The organism is Lacisediminihabitans profunda, from assembly GCF_008040105.1.
In the GTDB taxonomy this organism is placed as follows: domain Bacteria; phylum Actinomycetota; class Actinomycetes; order Actinomycetales; family Microbacteriaceae; genus Lacisediminihabitans; species Lacisediminihabitans profunda.
In genome coordinates, this window is sequence record NZ_VRMG01000008.1 from 136078 (window position 1) to 152409 (window position 16332).

Annotated in this window: 11 protein-coding genes and 1 pseudogene; 2 read left to right on the forward strand and 10 right to left on the reverse strand. The window is 62.4% G+C overall.

The features are described from left to right. Window positions 1–53: 53 nt before the first annotated feature. From FVP33_RS11540 to FVP33_RS11575, 8 genes and pseudogenes are all read right to left on the reverse strand, one after another. On the reverse strand, window positions 54–752 hold the full coding sequence (locus FVP33_RS11540; RefSeq protein ID WP_147783818.1) for a hypothetical protein: 699 nt from the start codon (window positions 750–752) through the stop codon (window positions 54–56). A gap of 184 nt (window positions 753–936) precedes the next feature. Continuing rightward, window positions 937–2889 (reverse strand): hypothetical protein, encoded by a 1953-nt coding sequence (locus FVP33_RS11545; protein WP_147783819.1) that lies wholly within the window; start codon window positions 2887–2889, stop codon window positions 937–939. 37 nt (window positions 2890–2926) lie between these two features. After that, window positions 2927–4912: an ATP-binding protein gene (locus FVP33_RS11550; RefSeq protein ID WP_147783820.1), complete on the reverse strand. Its 1986-nt coding sequence runs from the start codon at window positions 4910–4912 to the stop codon at window positions 2927–2929. Then, entirely contained in the window at window positions 4912–5595 is a 684-nt protein-coding gene (locus FVP33_RS11555) for a hypothetical protein (protein WP_222706703.1), read from the reverse strand. The genes FVP33_RS11550 and FVP33_RS11555 overlap by 1 nt, the downstream gene beginning before the upstream one ends. A 92-nt stretch (window positions 5596–5687) precedes the next feature. Further along, window positions 5688–6398 (reverse strand): annotated as a pseudogene (locus FVP33_RS11560) (TIGR02391 family protein). Between the two features lie 95 nt (window positions 6399–6493). Further along, window positions 6494–9079 (reverse strand): DEAD/DEAH box helicase, encoded by a 2586-nt coding sequence (locus tag FVP33_RS11565; RefSeq protein WP_147783821.1) that lies wholly within the window; start codon window positions 9077–9079, stop codon window positions 6494–6496. Between the two features lie 155 nt (window positions 9080–9234). Further along, a complete protein-coding gene (locus FVP33_RS11570) occupies window positions 9235–10389 on the reverse strand; it encodes a hypothetical protein (protein WP_147783822.1) in 1155 nt (384 codons plus the stop codon). Window positions 10390–10561: 172 nt separating this feature from the next. Further along, window positions 10562–11398 carry a TIGR02391 family protein gene (locus FVP33_RS11575; RefSeq protein WP_222706706.1) on the reverse strand — a complete coding sequence of 279 codons (837 nt, stop codon included), beginning with the start codon at window positions 11396–11398 and terminating at the stop codon, window positions 10562–10564. Window positions 11399–11555: 157 nt separating this feature from the next. Between FVP33_RS11575 and FVP33_RS11580 the strand changes: the two genes are divergently transcribed. Further along, window positions 11556–11819, forward strand: a complete 264-nt coding sequence (locus FVP33_RS11580; protein WP_187270688.1) for a hypothetical protein — start codon at window positions 11556–11558, stop codon at window positions 11817–11819. A gap of 9 nt (window positions 11820–11828) precedes the next feature. Then, window positions 11829–12110, forward strand: coding sequence for a hypothetical protein (locus FVP33_RS11585; RefSeq protein WP_147783824.1), 282 nt, complete (start codon window positions 11829–11831; stop codon window positions 12108–12110). On the opposite strand, the gene FVP33_RS11590 is transcribed toward FVP33_RS11585, so the two are convergent. Both FVP33_RS11590 and mobF read right to left on the reverse strand, forming a co-directional pair. Further along, window positions 12107–12448: a sulfate permease gene (locus tag FVP33_RS11590; RefSeq protein WP_246142310.1), complete on the reverse strand. Its 342-nt coding sequence runs from the start codon at window positions 12446–12448 to the stop codon at window positions 12107–12109. The genes FVP33_RS11585 and FVP33_RS11590 overlap by 4 nt on opposite strands. Window positions 12449–12620: 172 nt before the next feature. Then, on the reverse strand, window positions 12621–16160 hold the full coding sequence (gene mobF / locus FVP33_RS11595) for a MobF family relaxase (protein ID WP_246142328.1): 3540 nt from the start codon (window positions 16158–16160) through the stop codon (window positions 12621–12623). Between the last annotated feature and the right edge of the window lie 172 nt (window positions 16161–16332).

A 16332-nucleotide genomic window follows, 5' to 3' on the forward strand; every position in this document is an offset into this window, starting at 1 on the left:
AAAAGGCGAAAGGTACATCGAGTAGCGGCAGTGTCAATGGAATCACCTGAGCGTCAGGGGACATTGCGCCACCTCGTCTCTGCCCTCAGTTTCTTGTCCCGACGCAGCGACTTCGAGAATTGCCACCAGTCGGGAAAGGACTCTGCTCGCCGCGTCCCGAGCTCCGGAACCGGCCGGTAGTAGTCCCGATTGTTCGGACCGAACGGCACCGACTTGCCTTCTCGGTAGGTGATGTAGTCGTACGGTTGACGCCCCGGAGCACGGTGGCGGACGAAGAAGATCGCTGAGCCGTCAAACTCATCCCCGTCAGGAGCAATGTCTTCGATCCATGTCCAAGGGATGTGTCCGCACTCGATTACGTTCGGTGCCGGGTTGGAAGTCCGGGCGAGGGTGCGTCGGTTCTCCGCGTCGAAGTAGCTCTCGACTCCCCTAACGATCACTTCGATCCCGCCGTGGCCGATCTCGATAATCTCAGGCCCCGTGAAGGCGTAGCCTCGCCACGTCATATTGTTGCTGCCGTCGTAACCGCGCTTGTAGCGAGCCACATTCATCACGATGATCTTGCTGTTCAGACCCTTCGTACGGATCGGGCCGAGGACCTCCCACGCCTTCGCTTCAAGCTCGCGAACGCGCTCGCGTTGTTGTCGGAATGACAGACGGCGGCCGAGAAGGAAGATCGCGACGGTGACTCCGAGCGCAGCTACCGCGACGGCCAAAGCCGCGAGGTCCACCCACGAGAACGTGCCGGTCATCGAACAAGCGTACCGACGGCACAGAGTGAGCCAACCGTCGACCAACACGCGTCATGTAGGGCTTTGTTTCGCATCATCGCCCGATGGAAAGTACACCCCACGTACCTACAACAATTTTACCGCGCGTCCGCGCATTCGCACGACAGCGGCAACGCAGGCGATCCGAATTCGCGCATCCGGGTTGTTAGCGCATCGCGCTAGGCGTCGGCCTGTTCCCACGCACGACCGCAACGACCGTGCTGTTCGTCACCGTGCCAGCTGCATCTCGTCGGTGGGCGACCCATATCGAGTCGTTGATGTGCGGTGTGCCGTCCGTGTGGTCGGTGAGGTCCAGCACGAGCAGCTGCCCGAGAGGCTCGTTCGTCGATTGGTATTCGACAGCCTGAGCCAAATACGCCGCCTCCAGGCTCGCTCTTGCCGCGTTGCTGAGTTCCCGCTTGACCTCAGTGACGTACCGCCGCGCCCCGTCGAAGGTGGCAATGACGTCCGCGCGACCACCCGCAATGTTCGAGTGCTCCTTTCCAACGCGGCCCGCCAGGTCCGATGCATTGAGGAACTCGTGGAAATGGTTCTGGATGTCCGCTTCAAGCGGCGGAGCACCGCCTTGAGGGATTCGCGCGGTGTACGGCTGCGAGTTATCCCCGACGTGGACGAGAAACCGAACGGTGTTGACGACGAGAAGTGAGAAGTCTGCCTTTGCCATGCCTACGAAAGCCGGGTTCTCGCTGAGGTTTGCTACGAGGCCAGCGCAAAGGCGGTCGATGAGCTCGTTCGTTGGTCGATCACCGGCAAAGCTGCCAACGAACGTTTGACGGGCTGCTTCCTCGAGTCGCGCTCGATGAGGGCTTTCGAGGTCACCCAGCAAAGTGGATGCCGGCCCCAACAGCGCTCGGAGGTATGGCTCACTAGGAGATGACTCCTCAGGTGCGTCACTCGGTTCGCGCCTGGCTGCGCGACCGAGGTGAACGAGATCCAAGAGTTCGTAAATCTCTGGCGGGAGCTCAGGCTCATCTCGCCGCCTATCGATAGTGACGGCCCGCTCAAGCTGGTGTGCCATCGCTTCGCGTTGAGCGATCTCGTTCACAAGCCTTGGCTGAATGATCGAGGTCACCGTCCGGAGGTTGGTGAACTGCCGGTCAGCCTCGTATACCTTGATGATCGCGTCGACCGCGACCCAGGTGTCGAGGAACGCGTCCTCTTCGAGCTCGGTCGCGGCGGTCTCCAGCTGCCATGCCAGGGAAATCCATGCCAGTTGCGCACTGTGGCGCGCGGTGGCCTGGTGTCGACTGTGCATGCCGTAGGTGAGCAGGGCCCTTTGATCTGCGATAGCTCGAGCTGCCTGCGCCGACATGGAAAGTGTCGTCTTGTCTACCTCGTCGAAGGCGATGAGAGCGGTGCAGGTTTGCGCAAACGCAGCGGCGTCCTCCCGTCCTTCGATCTGACGAGCGATCGCCTCGAATCCGTCCCGAGCATCGCGAATCTTGCCGACAAGCTCTTCTTTGCCCGTCTGCATCAGAGCATCTCGGAGTTGCCCAACAGCACTCTCATACGCGGCGTCCTCACTGCCTCGCTCAGCCAGCGTGGCTAGCGCCCCAGCGAAGCGTGCTCGCTCCGCGGGAGTTGTCCAGATGTCCGCGGCAACGCCAAGTGCCCGGGCCAGAGGGTCATTGAAGTCTTCCGGGTAGTCCTGAACTGGACCCGTGAGCAGCGCCAGAAGCCGGTACGGAGCAACCGTCGTCTTGGCCGCTACTTCGAGAGCGATATCGAGCTGCAGTCCCGCGAGCAATGGACTCGACGCGATGGCCACTTCTCCAGGAAGTAAGGCGTCGTGCAGTGTGGCGGCCACGAGACTCAGGGCCCGCTCGTCGTCGAGCAAGATGTCTGCTGTTTCACGCAGAGCAAGGTAGCTGTGCTGGTGCGCCAGACCCGCGGCAAAGCTCAGGAGCGCCTCGGCGTGCTCGTCCGTCCACAATCCGTCTCGTAGCTGCGAGCAAAAGGCATACGCCAGGTATGGAGCAAGGGGGTCGGCAGCCAGCCCAGAGGCTTCGGCGGCTATTTCGGCAACGGTCCCGAGCGAATCCAGAGTTACGGCGCTGGGGTCCGTCTTCGCTTCGGCAAGGTATTCAGCGATCGACACCGTCACCTCCCAGGATGTCTGTCATTTGGCTGGATCTTTAGAAGAGCGTTGTCCGGTTTGGTTTCGGCTCGATCGTGCCGGACACCCCCGACACGGCTGCTGCGAGGGACTTATCCGCTGTCGTCACAAGGATTTGCAGTCCAGGTTCTTCGGCCGCAGCGGTGACCAAGCCTTGGAGGAGGGTCTGTGCGTGGTCGTCCTGCACTTCTTCGGCTTTGAGGCTGTCGAGCAATAGGAGGCCTGGGTGTCCCGCGATATCGCGAGTGCGTGCTGTGCGCAGCAGCGCGACGACGAGGGCGTAGCGCAGACGAAGGCGTTCGCCCGGACTCTGCGAGCTGAAGCTTGACCGCGCGCCTCCACCCTTGGTGACGTCCATGTTGCCGTTGCCTTTGATCTTGATGCTCTCTAGCTCGCTAATTCCGAAGGCAAGGGCAAGGTCGCGGGTGGCATCGCTCAGATCGGAGTAGAGCGCGGCGCTTACCTGCGCGATCTCATCTTTGAGAATTTCGCTTGCGGCGCTGAGCACGACGACAGATACGGGTGGTTCGGCCTCTTCAGGAGTCATCGCCTGGAGCGCTTCAACGACGGCCGTGGCGGCGGCGAATTCGTGTTCTGCTTCGATCCGCTCGGTCATTTGTCGCACGCTTTGTGCTTGGGCGATCCGCCCGTCAACCGAGTTGAGGTCGTCCTGCGCGGCGCTGAAGTCGTAGTGCGACTTATTCTTCGCCGCGTCTAGGGCCTTCTCGGCTGCGCGCGTCGCCGCGAGAGCTTCGATTGCTTGAGTCTCGCGCTCGGCGTAGTCGTCTTCTTCGTCGAGGTGAAGCGTTGTGTCGCAGACAGCGCAGTGATGGTCGTCGTGCTCTCGCGAGCGACGCTGAGCGCTGATTGGGGTCTCGCATCGGGGACAGAACTGCGGATTCAGGCCGTGGAACAGGGCGCTTGCCGCTTTCGACTCGCGGAGACCGTTGAGGGCCTTTTCGTCGGCAACACGGGCGATCTGCGCATCGCCGAAGGCAGTGGCTGCTGCTTCCACCGCCTGTCTGGCAGCGGCGACGCGAGCGCCTGCGTCAGCGGCGAGTCCGATCAAGTCCTGCAGGCTTTCGGCTGGAATCTGATTGCTAAGAGCTTCGAGGCGGGTCTCGGCACTCGCGCTTCGGTCCCGTGCGTCTTGAAGTTGTTTCGCGATGGCTGTATTCGTGTCACGACCCCGGCGTTGTTCTGCCTTGAACTCGCTGTCGAGACGCTGAGCGAGCGCCCTGACCCGCATCGAGCGCGTTGCCTCGGGCATGTCGAGGAAGACCTGCATCATTCTTACGGGCAGTTGATCACCCGCCGTGCTGCCGAGCAAGATCGTATCTGCGCCGGACGGCGGATACAGGACGCCGAAGTACGCGGGCCAGCCGTGCGACTTGATGATGCCGGCTTCGTCGTCGTTGCGTGCTCGATTGAAGACTTGCATCTCTTCGAGCCCGAGTTGGGTCATCATGAACGCGCCAACTTGCTCGGCCCATTCGTCGCTGCTCTGGGCGCTCGCCAGCTCGGTCGTGCCTGCTGCGATCGAGTCATCGCTTGCTGCCAGATCTGCGATCGTACCCGCCAAGATGCGGCCTTCAGTAACCTCGGACGTGTCCAGCGAGAGCCGGAATCCGATCGGTTGACCGTTGATGTGCACGTCAAGCGAGACCTCTTTGAGCCAGGACAGTACGTCGGCTTGTAGATTGCGTGGCTCTCCTCTGAGGACAAGCGTGAGCACTTCGAGGATGCTGGTTTTGCCTCGGAGATTGTCAGCTGCGATGACCGTGACCCCGAGTCCAAAGTCAAAGGTCTCGTCGAAAGCACCTGCTTCGACTGCCCCGGCCTTGTCGCCACGGACTCTTAGACGATCTAGCCGAATGCTGCGCCGGCGTCGGTTGCTCGTCGTCAGATTCAACCCGTAGTCGTTGAGGGTCTGTTCGACGATTTCCTGGGAGCACTCGGCAGCGGAAGCGATCCGCTCGATGAGGGTGGTGCTTGCTTCGCTCACTATTGTTGTCCGCCCTCTGCGCTCGCCAGCGCATCCTTAAGTCGTTGTCTTGCGCGGGCTGCGATACCTGCGATGTGAGTTCCGAGCGCGGCATCGGCGTACTCAGGCTGGAGGTACTGAATGTCACGCAGTGCACTGCCGCGCCGGCCTGCGGCAAGATCGGCCACGAGCGTCGACCGCTCGACGTAGTAAGAAAGGTCCGGTGCCGTATCGACGATCGTCTGCGCTGCAGTTCGGCCAGAGGAGGTGAGGTAGTAGTCATGCTGCGTGATGTGACCGTTGCTGCCTTGCTTCCGGCGGATCACAAGTCCAGGAGTACGTAGCACTGATAGCGCTTCATCGAGTGGCTCGTACGCGCCGAAAAGATAGCGAAGCATCTGGTAGGAACGGACCTCGGGCTCGTCACTCTCCAGGATGTGGCGAGCTAGGTCGAGATCCTCTGGGTTGCTGTCGCGCTCGTAGCGCGAGATCAGCTCGTCGGCGAGGTAGTCCGGATTGCGAAGCCAGAAGTCGAGCTTCTGGAGCAAGACTTGAGAGTGAAGAACCGCAACTGCGTCCGACGGAGCGTCTGTCGGCATCGGCTCGGAAAGAGGCTCGGCTGCCGCAGCGATGAGAAGCAAGAGGCGAACGGCATCTTGATAGACACTGGTCGTACGCCCATCCGCCACCACCTCAAAGTTCACCACAGAACTGAGGTTAGTGGGCTGCCGTGTCTCTGCGAGGGAGGCTCGGCATGCCTAGCTGAGCGACTAGCTGGTGCAGGGCGCGCCCGACTCTAGGTGTCCGGCGCAAGAACAGCGTGGTCAATCCGCCGATGGATCATTGAGAGTGTCCCAAGGACGTCTAGGGCATCTTGCTCTGTGAGCGTCCACTCGATGCGAGGCTCGTGTGCGGCGGGATTTCAGAATGCGCTGAACAGCCCCTTCGCGAGGTTCGCCACACCGAGCTGTTCGTCGCGTTGTGTCCTCGTTTGGAGGGCATTGATGCGGAGCATGGGCGAGCTGCCAGCCATGGCTGATTCGACGAGGCCATAACCGTCCGCGTCGAGACCGGTCAACTGCCGCATCCTGCTCCCGAGCCCCTTGATCGCCTCGAACACTGCCTCGTAATAATCCTTACGGAGAAGCTCAGAGCGGCAGTACGCGAGAACCTCTTGGTGTGCCCCTCGATTTCGCAACAGAGTTTGCAGGCGCTCCGTGCGATCGCGCGCCTCGTCGGTTGTCTGCGCTCTTGTGGTGTGGGCGACTTTGCCGTCGTCTCTGACCCGAAGGCCGACTAGCGAGAGGACTTGGTTGAGCTCGTCGCGTGATTGGTGCGCGGCATCTGCTCGATCGAAGATGCGGTCTGGGCGCATCGACGCAGTGATGAGCGCGATCAGAGCGTTCCCGGAACCCGTGGCGGCCTGGTTGCTGCTCACAGCGAAGGCAAGCCTGCGCCACTTTGTGTTTCCTTCGCCAGGATCGTTCTTCAATGGGATCTCAGCCATGATGCGGGTGAGTTCCGAGCCGCTATAGAGATCACCGATCAGCTTGCAGGTTTGCTCGAGTGCGCCGGATGGGAAGGGCGGGTGTTTTGCGGCTGTCACGCCTGTGACTCGTTCTTCTCGCCAACGGGGTCGAACGTAAGGCGCTCGTGGATCTGTGACGGCAGCACGCCTCGACTGTTGAAGGTGCCACCGACGAGCTGCCTCAATTCCGAGGCGGATCGTCCAGCGCTCTTCGTGAGCAGTTCATCCCAAGCCGATCCGACGTCGTAGGCCAACTCGGAGAGGATTGACGGTGGGACGAGATGAACATGGGATTCGGCTCCCTTGATGCCATCATCATGCACGCCGGGCTTAGGGGAGATGACGATGGTGGCGCTGTCGACGGGCGACATTTCGACACCTCTGTCCGCGGCCAGCAGTCGGAGTTGATCGTTGGCCTGACGAATGTCCTTATGCGGTACGACCCCGGTCGGTTCGTGATCGCTCTTGGCCTCCAGTGCGAGCCAGAGTTCGTTATCCCAGCACCATGTTGAGTCGCAACGCCCCGTGCCCGCCGGCTTTTCAGCCGTTGCGCCGACCAGTGTCCCCAACTTCGTCAACGCAGGTTCATACAAGCTCGGTTTGCGCTCTTGAAGGCCTGCATGGATCTCGCCGAGACGGCGATGGATCTTTCCCTGATTGACGCCGGCTTCTAGTTCAGCCGCCACCACGTTGACGGCGTAGGCATCGACGGAGTTGAGCGCCGAGCGTTGCATGGCAGGGAACGGCGCCATTTGTCGTACCCACGATCCGAGCCCCATGACTTGCTCGGCGAGTCGGACGAGGGTGCCGGCTGCGGCGCGCCCCGACGCGTCGTTGGTCTGGTCGGCGGCTTGGTCTGCCCAGGCGGCCTGAAGGTAGATCCAGAACGCGCGATATCCGACGGTGCTCGTGCCGCCGGCCCCGACCAAGCGGGCGACCTCGTGAGCGTGCTGTGCCGCCTCCGCCCACGCGCCGATCGTGGCCGCGGCCCATGCCTGGATCTCGTACTCTACGCACGATGAAAGAGAGGCTGTGCCGGCCGGCATCTGTTGTGCCATCTCGCGGCGGTAGTCGGTGAGGGCTGGCTCCGCGTTGATGCGCCAGCTTTCGTCGGTGTCCTGGTGGAGGAAGGCCCGCACATTGGTGAGTACATCTGCTGGAGAGCCAGCTTGCGAGTTCTCACGCCCGAATCGGATCTCGGCCTGTAGCTCCGAATCAAGGGCCGCGACAACCTCGGGTCGGGTCAGATAGCGCGAGAGGTCAGAGCCTAAGACTAGGACGACGGCGGTGTCCTCGGGACCTCGGGTGCATCGTCCAGCGCCCTGCACTACACGAGTGCGCACGCGAGCTGCCAATGCCGCTCCAGCGCGTGCGCGGGATTGGAGGAATCGCTCTTGGAGGTTGTCCTGATCGGGCACGCCATCGAGGCCAACCAGGCGGCAGGCATCTCCGGGAAGATCCAGCCCGTCGTACCGCGCCGCCAATCCGCACACACCATGTTCCAGGGCCGCGAACGGAGCCATGCTGTCGCTGACCTGGTCGACGCCCCAGACTGGCCAGCCCGGCTGGGCGAGTTCTTTGGCGTCGGCCATCGCAACCTCTGTCCGTGGGGCCAAGACGAGTGCTTTGCCGGCCTCTTCCACGACGGCTCGGCTCAGTTCTCCGACATCCACGTTCTCGACGAACTCGGGGAACACGAAGAATCGCCGCCCGTAGCGTGGGGCGGTGCTGGGTTGCGCGAGACGCAGCATTCCTGCCCGCCCGAATGCCCGTTCGAGTTCTCCGCCTTCTCCAAGAGTGGCTGACAGGTAGACCCGCTGGCGGGCACCAGTAAAGAGAGGGTTCTGGTATGTCGGCGGGACATACGGGCGGATCAAGATTCCGGAGTAGGCGACGTAGACCAGGCACGAGGCCAGACCCGCGCGGATCATCGAGTAACGATAGCTGTGCGGAGAGGCGAATGAACTAAGCACAGCGTCGAGATTCGCGGTCATGCCCGCTTGCCGGAGAGGGATCACGAGGCGCACGTCGCCGCTGATTCCAGGGTCAGGTTGGTCACTGCGCAATCGTTCGAGAAAGACGCCATCGAGTGCCGGTGCGATCGCCTCAAGCGCCGCGGCGTATTCATTGGGAGCCTTCCATCGCCCCAAATCGACGCCATATGCTTCGCCGACGTATTGCTCGCCGGCATGCGCATCATCGAACAAAATCAGGTCAGCGTCTGCCAGGTGCGGGTTGCTGTTGAAGATGCTGCTGTAGGTCGTGACGGCGATCGCGTCCGCGGCGTCGTAGGACGCGTGCGCGGCGACGGGCCATTCCGCATGGCGCCCGACGAGAACAGCTGTATCGATCCCTTCGCGGTATGCCGACGCCGCAACCTGTCGAGCAAGCTGCTGTGTGGGGCATGCGTAAATAACTCGCGCTTTGCGGCTACGACGCGTCCACTCAGCGATCAGCAAACCGGTCACAGTCTTCCCAGTTCCGGTGGGAAGCTCCAACGCAACATCCGAGGCGTTCGACTGTGCCGTGAAGGTCTGGAGCATCTCAGACTGATGCGCCCAGAGCCCAGGCACAGCTCCTGGACGGCGAGGAAGGTCTCTATACAGCTCGCCCGGTGACGAGTAGCTCGCAGAACTCGCTGCCGTTCGCACGAATGCCATATCGCCTCCTCGTCTAGTGAACGCAAGCGCGGAGCCTGCCGTCAATCCAAGTGTGTCGTACGGGCTGGGGTCTTAGGTCGTTTTCTAGAACCGTTCTGCGAGCACGCACCACAACGGCGGTGCCGTCTACCTGAGGGTCAGCGGGACATCGTTCGTCAGCTATCGAAGTCGGGCCTGCCGGAGCACCAGGACGCGTCAATGCCAAGGGCGTCGAATGCCGGAGGACGACCCAGCGATTGCGGGTCACGCCCGCAGACGTTTACGGGGTCTGCCCACACGATGTCGGCGACGATAGCCGCCGACGGGTCCAAGGTAGTCCACAAGGCCGGCGTCACCGAAGCCAAGTTGTGGAGCGTCAGACCGGCAGCGACGATCACGTTCGGGTTGTGAGAACGTCGCCAACCATTCTTCGTACGCCAATGCCCGTCGGTGTGAAGGTCTGCCGGATCCTCGACACTAGCGGGTGGTGATGCGCTGAGGCCGTACAAGGCGGCGGACACGTCGTAGTCACGCGTTGGGAACTCCGTGTTGCTAAGTACAGCGGTCACCAAGGGGTGCGGCAGCTGCGTTCCGTATTTGTTCGCCTTCGAGTCAAGAGCTCGTCCGAGGCCGGTGGTGTTATCTACCCCCTTAGCCCGTCCCTCTCCGCGAATCCCGATCAGCGGCGATCTGCCCTTCGTCGGCAAAGCCTCGAAAGACAGCGCCCAACCGTCATCCTCGAAACGGAAGGATGGACGGAATGCGTGGAGTTCAAAGGCATCACTCCGCCAACCCAACGCTGACGTGTCCAGCGAGTCGATCCATCGGACGAGCCGGTCCCTTAACTTGGCGGCACGAATCGGCTTGGCGCCGACCCGGTGATACTCGAACATCAAGGTGATCCCGGCGACGCGGACTTGGTCGAGGACCGCCTCGACATCTCGCAATCGTTTTTCGGTAGCGACGTGTTCTGGCGAACGGCCGACTGAGATCGCTTCTAAGTAGTACGAAGTCGCGGCATGCACCAGAAAGTCTGGATGCTTAGACGTGCCGGGAACGTCAGGATGAATCTCAACACGGTCACCGGTACCAGTCGCGGCGGCGTACAGGTATAACTCCCAAAAGGCGCTCTCGAACTTGTCGTCGCCGCTCGTGAGGTTGCCAACGATTCCGGCACGATGCTCGGCTGGGATGTCATCAACCCACTTTTCGAGCAAGTCCCGTATGGGCGCGAAATAAGCCGAGCCTGTGCGATCCAGGAAGCTGAACGTTGTCTCGTTCGCCTTCCTCGGCGACCTGTCCGAGCGAGCCCTGTTAGTGAAGATCGTCACCTGCTCACGCTAACGGCCAGCCAGTCCGCATGATGCGTAGAGAGGACGACGCACTGCGAAGCGGACCGGGCGGTGCGCCGCCCTTCTCAATCAAACTCCACTATCACCTACACCCTCCGGAATAACTCTCTCCGCTCTTGCGGCTCGGTGGGCGTTCACTGCATCGTGATCGTCAGCTAGCTGTCACGAGGTCGCAACGCTCCATCCATCGGGCGAGCAAGCTCAGAGTAGCCAGCCTTTCCAGTGCGTCCTGCGGCTCCATCTCTTGTTCGCCGTGCGCGGCTGAGTTGCGAATCGTCATTTGGACGCCGGGAGCGAACTGTCTCAGCCCGTCATTCATGGTCTTGACTGCGCGGTCGTTCGGCTCGCCGGGCCAGCGCAACCGCGGCTTCCCGGGTGTGGGTTCGGCGTTAGAGAATGCTTCCTGCCATAACGCTGTTTCCGCAATGTCATTGCGCCGCGTCAGGGCCTTCACTTGCCCGACCACCGCCTCTGCTGCAGCTGCGACCGCTTGCTGGAAGTGCTCGTCGAGCCACAGCTTGCGGGCCGCGCCCCACACCAGCGGGTGCATTGCTTCCACGCCTGTGGTTGGAGGCGCTGCGGCTTCGGCTTGACTGATGAGCGCCTGGAGCCGGCCGATCGTGCTGTCGGCAGCGGAAATGACATTGGGTGGTTCGAGGAGGGGTTTCGGGTCGGCGATGGTGGACCAAGCTGCGATCGGGTCGATTTCGCCGATCCCTGCAACGCCGATCTTGATGCCCGTCAGCAGTGTGGCGTTGGCTGCCGCCCCGGCCGCTTGGTCGACGGCTGAGCGACGCGTTGCTACATCCGCCGGGTCGGCATCGTCTCGCGGCACCACCGCAGGCAGGAGCCCTCGCCCGAATCCGGCATCCTTCGTTTCTACTTGGAGTTCGAGGAACTCCGCGAGGGCTGTCTTGAACTGTTCGACCGCGTTAATGAGCGAACGAAGGTAGTCCGGGTTTCGGTTCAAGTTCATGAACTCGAGCATGACAGGAAGCCCTCGCCGAGCAGCAGCGGGCGCTCCGTGAGCGGGCCTGAGAATTTAGCATCATTCGCTATTGCAGAACCTTTACTAGCGTGTCGCGCGAACCTTGGCTACTCTCGTTCAATCGAATATATGTTCGATTGTTTCTGAGGTGATCATGATGACGACGATCATGGCGAGTATTGCGGTGTGGACGAACGAGCGGGGTGTCCCGGAAGGGCTTTTTTGGGACGAGCGACGATTCAAAGGCACTGACACTCCTGCGTTGCTTGAGTCGGATTACGAGTTCGTCGCGATGCATCCCCCGACAGTTCACCCCGGATGGCGACTTCAAGGTACGGATGATGACGGCCGAAGTTTGGTCTTCGATGTCCGCTATGTCGCCAGCCGGTGCGAGTGGATTCTCCTTCGGATGTACGACTGAGGGTGCGAGATGGTTGAGTTGCGTTTCATGATTCCGAAGCGGAGGGGTGACCGGCCCGAGTGGGAGGTCAGCCGGGACGGGAGGATCGTTGGCTGGGTTGCCGAGCACACCATTGGCCGTAGCAGCGCGGTGTTCTATCGGGCGATCGCAGTGCACCCGGATACTGGCGAATTAGTGAACTTGGAGAACTCGACCGACCGGGGTGAACGGGTAGCCAGGATAGAAGATTTCCTTGACGATCCGAGCAAGTACCGTGGCGTCCATTGGCATCCGGCGGGTGGGGATCGCTAGACGGTCAAGTGGGCCGAGGACGATTGCTTGCGCTGTCGCGATTCCCGCAATCGAATCACGCCGAGCCGTATGAGGCTGATCGGGCCGAAGGCGAGGAACTTGAGTCCGTTCCAGATCCCGAGGGCGACAAGGAGGTTGAGCCAGCTGGGACCGCCGTGTTGCAGCCAGGTGGCCAGAAGTGCGGCGGTCAACAGATAGGTGGCGCCCAGGAGCATGAATGGGATCCCCCATTTCAGCCCGCGGCGGGAGCGCAGCCAGCGCAGGAGCAGGTTGGTGGGAGCGTATTGGAGCAGGTTGTGGAGCCCGATGGCGGCGCGCATGAAGAGATAGAGAAGCACGGTGGTGTCCTAACGGTCGCGGTTGTTGGCCGGTGGTAGTGGCGGTTTCGTTAGGCACCCAGGTGGGAGAAGCGTCGCCCAGGCTGAAGTGCTGGGTCGACTCATATGGATTGCTACCAGAATGGATTTTACCCCTCCGCTCAGACGAGCAACAGGGTGAACACTGCGCCGCTCACAGCGACGGCGACGTCCGCTCTGTTGCTGATCTGCTCGGCTCGTGTGCGGCGGGACCGTCCTTGGCGATCCGCTGCGCGGTCCGGATGGCTGCCTGCGCGCGGGCGTGGTCGAGTCGTGACTGCGGGCTTGGTTCGCCGCCGAGCGGCTTCGGGTCGGTGATTTGATAGCGGTCTCGGTATGCCGCGATCACACGCACCTGTCGAAGCCATTGCTGACGCTGCTTCTCCCCTGCCGGAGCCGGGCCGAGCGTCACCGTCCACGGGACGCCGGCCGTGGTGTCAGTTTCGGCGATGGTCATCGCGCGCTTCTCGATCAGGGCTTTGCGTTCGTTCAGTGCGGCACGCATCTCGATGGTCATCTGTCCGGTGGCTTCCGGGATGAGGCCAACGATCAGTGGCGAGCTGCCGCGTCTGCGGGTGCTCCCGGTTTGGTTTGCGGTGGCGTGTTGGATGCGTTGTCGGATGACCGCGCCCAGGTCGTCTGCGTCATCGAGGCCCCGAGCGGCGATCAGTCGTGGGAGGAGAAGGTCGACGTTGCGTTGGGTGGCTTCGGCGCGACGCAACTCAGCCATGAGGGGGCCGAACGACTCCGATTCGATGATCTGATCGACCTGTCCCGGAGTAAGGATCGTGTGTTCGAGAAGGCTCACCCACCGCTCGTACTGGGCGGTTTGAGCGATCGTCTCGTACTCTGCTGCGAGCTGTCCGATCCCTGCCCAGGTGTTCTGTTCGATCGTGATGGTTTCGTGCGCGCTCTTCTCCGCCCCCTCGTGGTTGAGGACCGCGGCGAGGATGGTCGTGGCTGTGACGTCGCTGTCGGGGAGTAGTTGGTGTTCCTCGAGTTGGGTCTGGTCGGTGGCGACGTAGGCGGCGTTCGCGTCGCGTCCACGGGTCATGGATACGTAAAAGGTTTCGCGGGTCATCTGGGTGGAGTGGACAATCGCGTGCGCGGTGTCCACGGTTGAGCCCTGTGCCCGGTGGGCGGTAACCGCGTAGGCGAGTTCCACGTTCTCGGCAACGTAGGTCGCGGGCAGCCTGATCGAAGCACCCGTGCGTCTTCCGGGGCGCCGCACGGTGATGGAGCCGTCGTTGTGGGTGGCGGTGATGGTCCAGCGGTCGCCGTTCTTCACCCACCCGGTGCCGGTGGTGAGGGTGCGGTCATTCTTTCTGGTGATGACAAGATCGCCGGAGCTGGCTTCGGTCTCGTCGTGAAGGGTGATGGCACCGGCTGCCTTGACTTGACCGGTGATGATGCGGTCCAGGCGGGCTCGTTCGTTGAGGGCGGTGACGGTCTCGTTGGTCTCGGCGATCATCACCGAGGCTTTCCCTGCGGCAAGGTCCTGTTGCCAGGCCGTGTATGCGGCGTCGAGCATGCCGTCCAGAGGGCCTTCAGCGATGCGCCGACGTTGGAGGTAGGTATCGATGATGGTGGTGTCGCCAAGGCGAAGTTGGAGACTCGCGTTCTTCTCCCACTCGTTGCGGAACCGGCGGACGTCGAGCAGTTCGGCGGCTGGTTCCATGTCGCGGGCGACCATCGCGAACGCTCCCCCGGTTTCCACCGCGGACAACTGTGCCCAGTCCCCAACCAGCAATAGTTTCGCCCCGACGCTGGCGGCGTGCGAGGCGATGGTGTCGAGGGTGAATGTGCCGGCGAGGGATGCCTCGTCGATGATCACCAGTTGCTCTGCCTCGAACGTCCACCCGTTGTGCTGATGGGCGTGGACCCATTTGGCGGTGTTCTCGGTTGCGATGTCGAGTTCGTCGGCGAGGACCTGTGCGGCGGCAGCGGACGGCGCGAGTCCGATCACGGATCCTCGACCGTGCTCGGATTCCCACGCCTTCCGGAGAGCGTGCAAAGTCGTGGTCTTCCCGGTCCCGGCAGGACCGACGAGAACGTCAACGGTTCGCCCAGAGACCGCGACGTGGGCGACAGCGGCCAACTGGTCCTCCGATAGGGAGATTCCGCGGGCATCCGTTCTGCTCGTCTCCCGCTCCACCGACTCGAGATCAAGCGTCGGGGCGTTCGTCCTGTGGGCGAGGGCGAGGAGGCGGTCTTCCGCGGCGAGCAGTTCGGCGGAGGAGAACAGGGCACCGTGTTTGGGACGGAACGTGCTGGATCCGTCGCCGCGTCGGAACTCCGCCGGCGATGAGGCGAGCTCCGGCGGAGTGAGTCGCAAAGACCCATGCTCTGCGGCATCCACGATCAACCCCAACACCGCTTCCCGATCGACGGTTGACACGAAGCGAACGCCCATCAGCTGACGCGACGCTTCCGCGTGCAGGTTCCACCTGCGCCAGGTCGACCGCTTCGACCCCACTACCTCGACGACCGTGCTGCCGATCTGTTCCGCCACATCCAGGGGCACATCGTCGGCGCGTAGTAGGGCTGGTTGACTGCTTCGGGCGAGGAGGTTGGTCGCCCATGTGGTGCTGTCTTCTCCGAGGATCGTGTTGGCGCGGCTGCGCCATTCGTCGGTCAGGTCCGCCAGGGAGTGGATCGTCTTCTCTGGTCGGGTCGAGAGGGTCGCTTCGGCGCGGAGTCGAAGGATTGTTCTCGCAGATGGTTGACGCCCGTGTTTCTCGACGTAGTCGGCGATTAGGGTGTCGGCGGCGACCTCGATGTTGCGGGAGCGGGAAGAGAACGCGCCGATCAGATCGTCCCTCACGCCGATGATTTCGAACGCGGGGTTGCGGCGTTCGCCGCGTTCCCGTGACTCCCATCCGATGCCGAGGTCGCGGGCGAGATGGTCGGCGAGGATCGCGTTGTAGTGCTCTGACAGGGCGACCACGGCGGCGTGCATCGGCCGTCCGTCGAGGGTGCGCCACTTCCCGTCGTGTGCGCCCTGCACCTTGTTCGCAATCACCACATGGGTGTGCAATTGCGGGTCCGATGCGCGGGAGTCGTAATGGTCATACGCTGTTGCAACCAGTCCGCGAACCTCGACTTGCGCGACCGAGCCGTTGCCGGCATCCGCACCGACGCGAGTCATTGCAACGTCGCGTTCCATCAGATCGAGGATCTCTGCAACGGCGTTGTGGTGCGCTTGCACGATGAGGGATTGCGTGCCCCCGTCCGCAACGGCCCACAAGGTGCTCACGCTCTTCGGGACAGAGAAGGTGAGATCGAACCCGGCAACAGCGCGCCGCCTCGTGCGGGCTCGCTCCTCGTTCTCGATGGCGGTGATGGCTTCCGCCCGCTGCGCAACATTCAACTCCGCGGGCAGGTTTCTGATGCGGGCCTCGATTCGCTCGGCCGCTGTCTTGAAAGTCGGCCACGCTTTCCCCAACGGCTCGCCCGTCACCGGGTCGCACCCCAAGCCGAGGAGAAGCTGAAGCTGCGACTCAGTCACCTCGGCACCCGGCACCAATTCCCCATGACGGAGTCCGGCAATGCCGGACCCGAGCCAGAAACCGGGTGGCGTCCCCTTCTCTTGGTAGTACCGCGTCAGAGCAGTCGTGAGACTACGGTTTCCGTCGCCTGCGGCGACAGTTTTCAGAAGGTAGCGGTATCCGTCACCCGCGGACATGACACGCATTGACACCGTCACGCGATCACCTCAGATTCGTGTCGTTCGACCTGAACGAAGGTGCGTCTCCGGTCTCCCGAAATGGGAGCCGGGCCTGGACTGCAAGAGGTGTGTTCCGATCTGAGCGAGATCTGATGGAGATGGAGACAGGCTGCTATAGAACGGGAGCGGAGGAGAGTCG

What these genes read in the sequence shown, in the direction of transcription:
- FVP33_RS11540 (WP_147783818.1), bottom strand. Translation starts at nt 752, where the DNA reads ATGACCGGCACGTTCTCGTGGGTGGACCTCGCGGCTTTGGCCGTCGCG.
- FVP33_RS11565 (WP_147783821.1), bottom strand. Translation starts at nt 9,079, where the DNA reads ATGGCATTCGTGCGAACGGCAGCGAGTTCTGCGAGCTACTCGTCACCG.
- FVP33_RS11575 (WP_222706706.1), bottom strand. Translation starts at nt 11,398, where the DNA reads ATGCTCGAGTTCATGAACTTGAACCGAAACCCGGACTACCTTCGTTCG.
- FVP33_RS11580 (WP_187270688.1), top strand. Translation starts at nt 11,556, where the DNA reads ATGACGACGATCATGGCGAGTATTGCGGTGTGGACGAACGAGCGGGGT.
- FVP33_RS11585 (WP_147783824.1), top strand. Translation starts at nt 11,829, where the DNA reads ATGGTTGAGTTGCGTTTCATGATTCCGAAGCGGAGGGGTGACCGGCCC.
- mobF (WP_246142328.1), bottom strand. Translation starts at nt 16,160, where the DNA reads ATGCGTGTCATGTCCGCGGGTGACGGATACCGCTACCTTCTGAAAACT.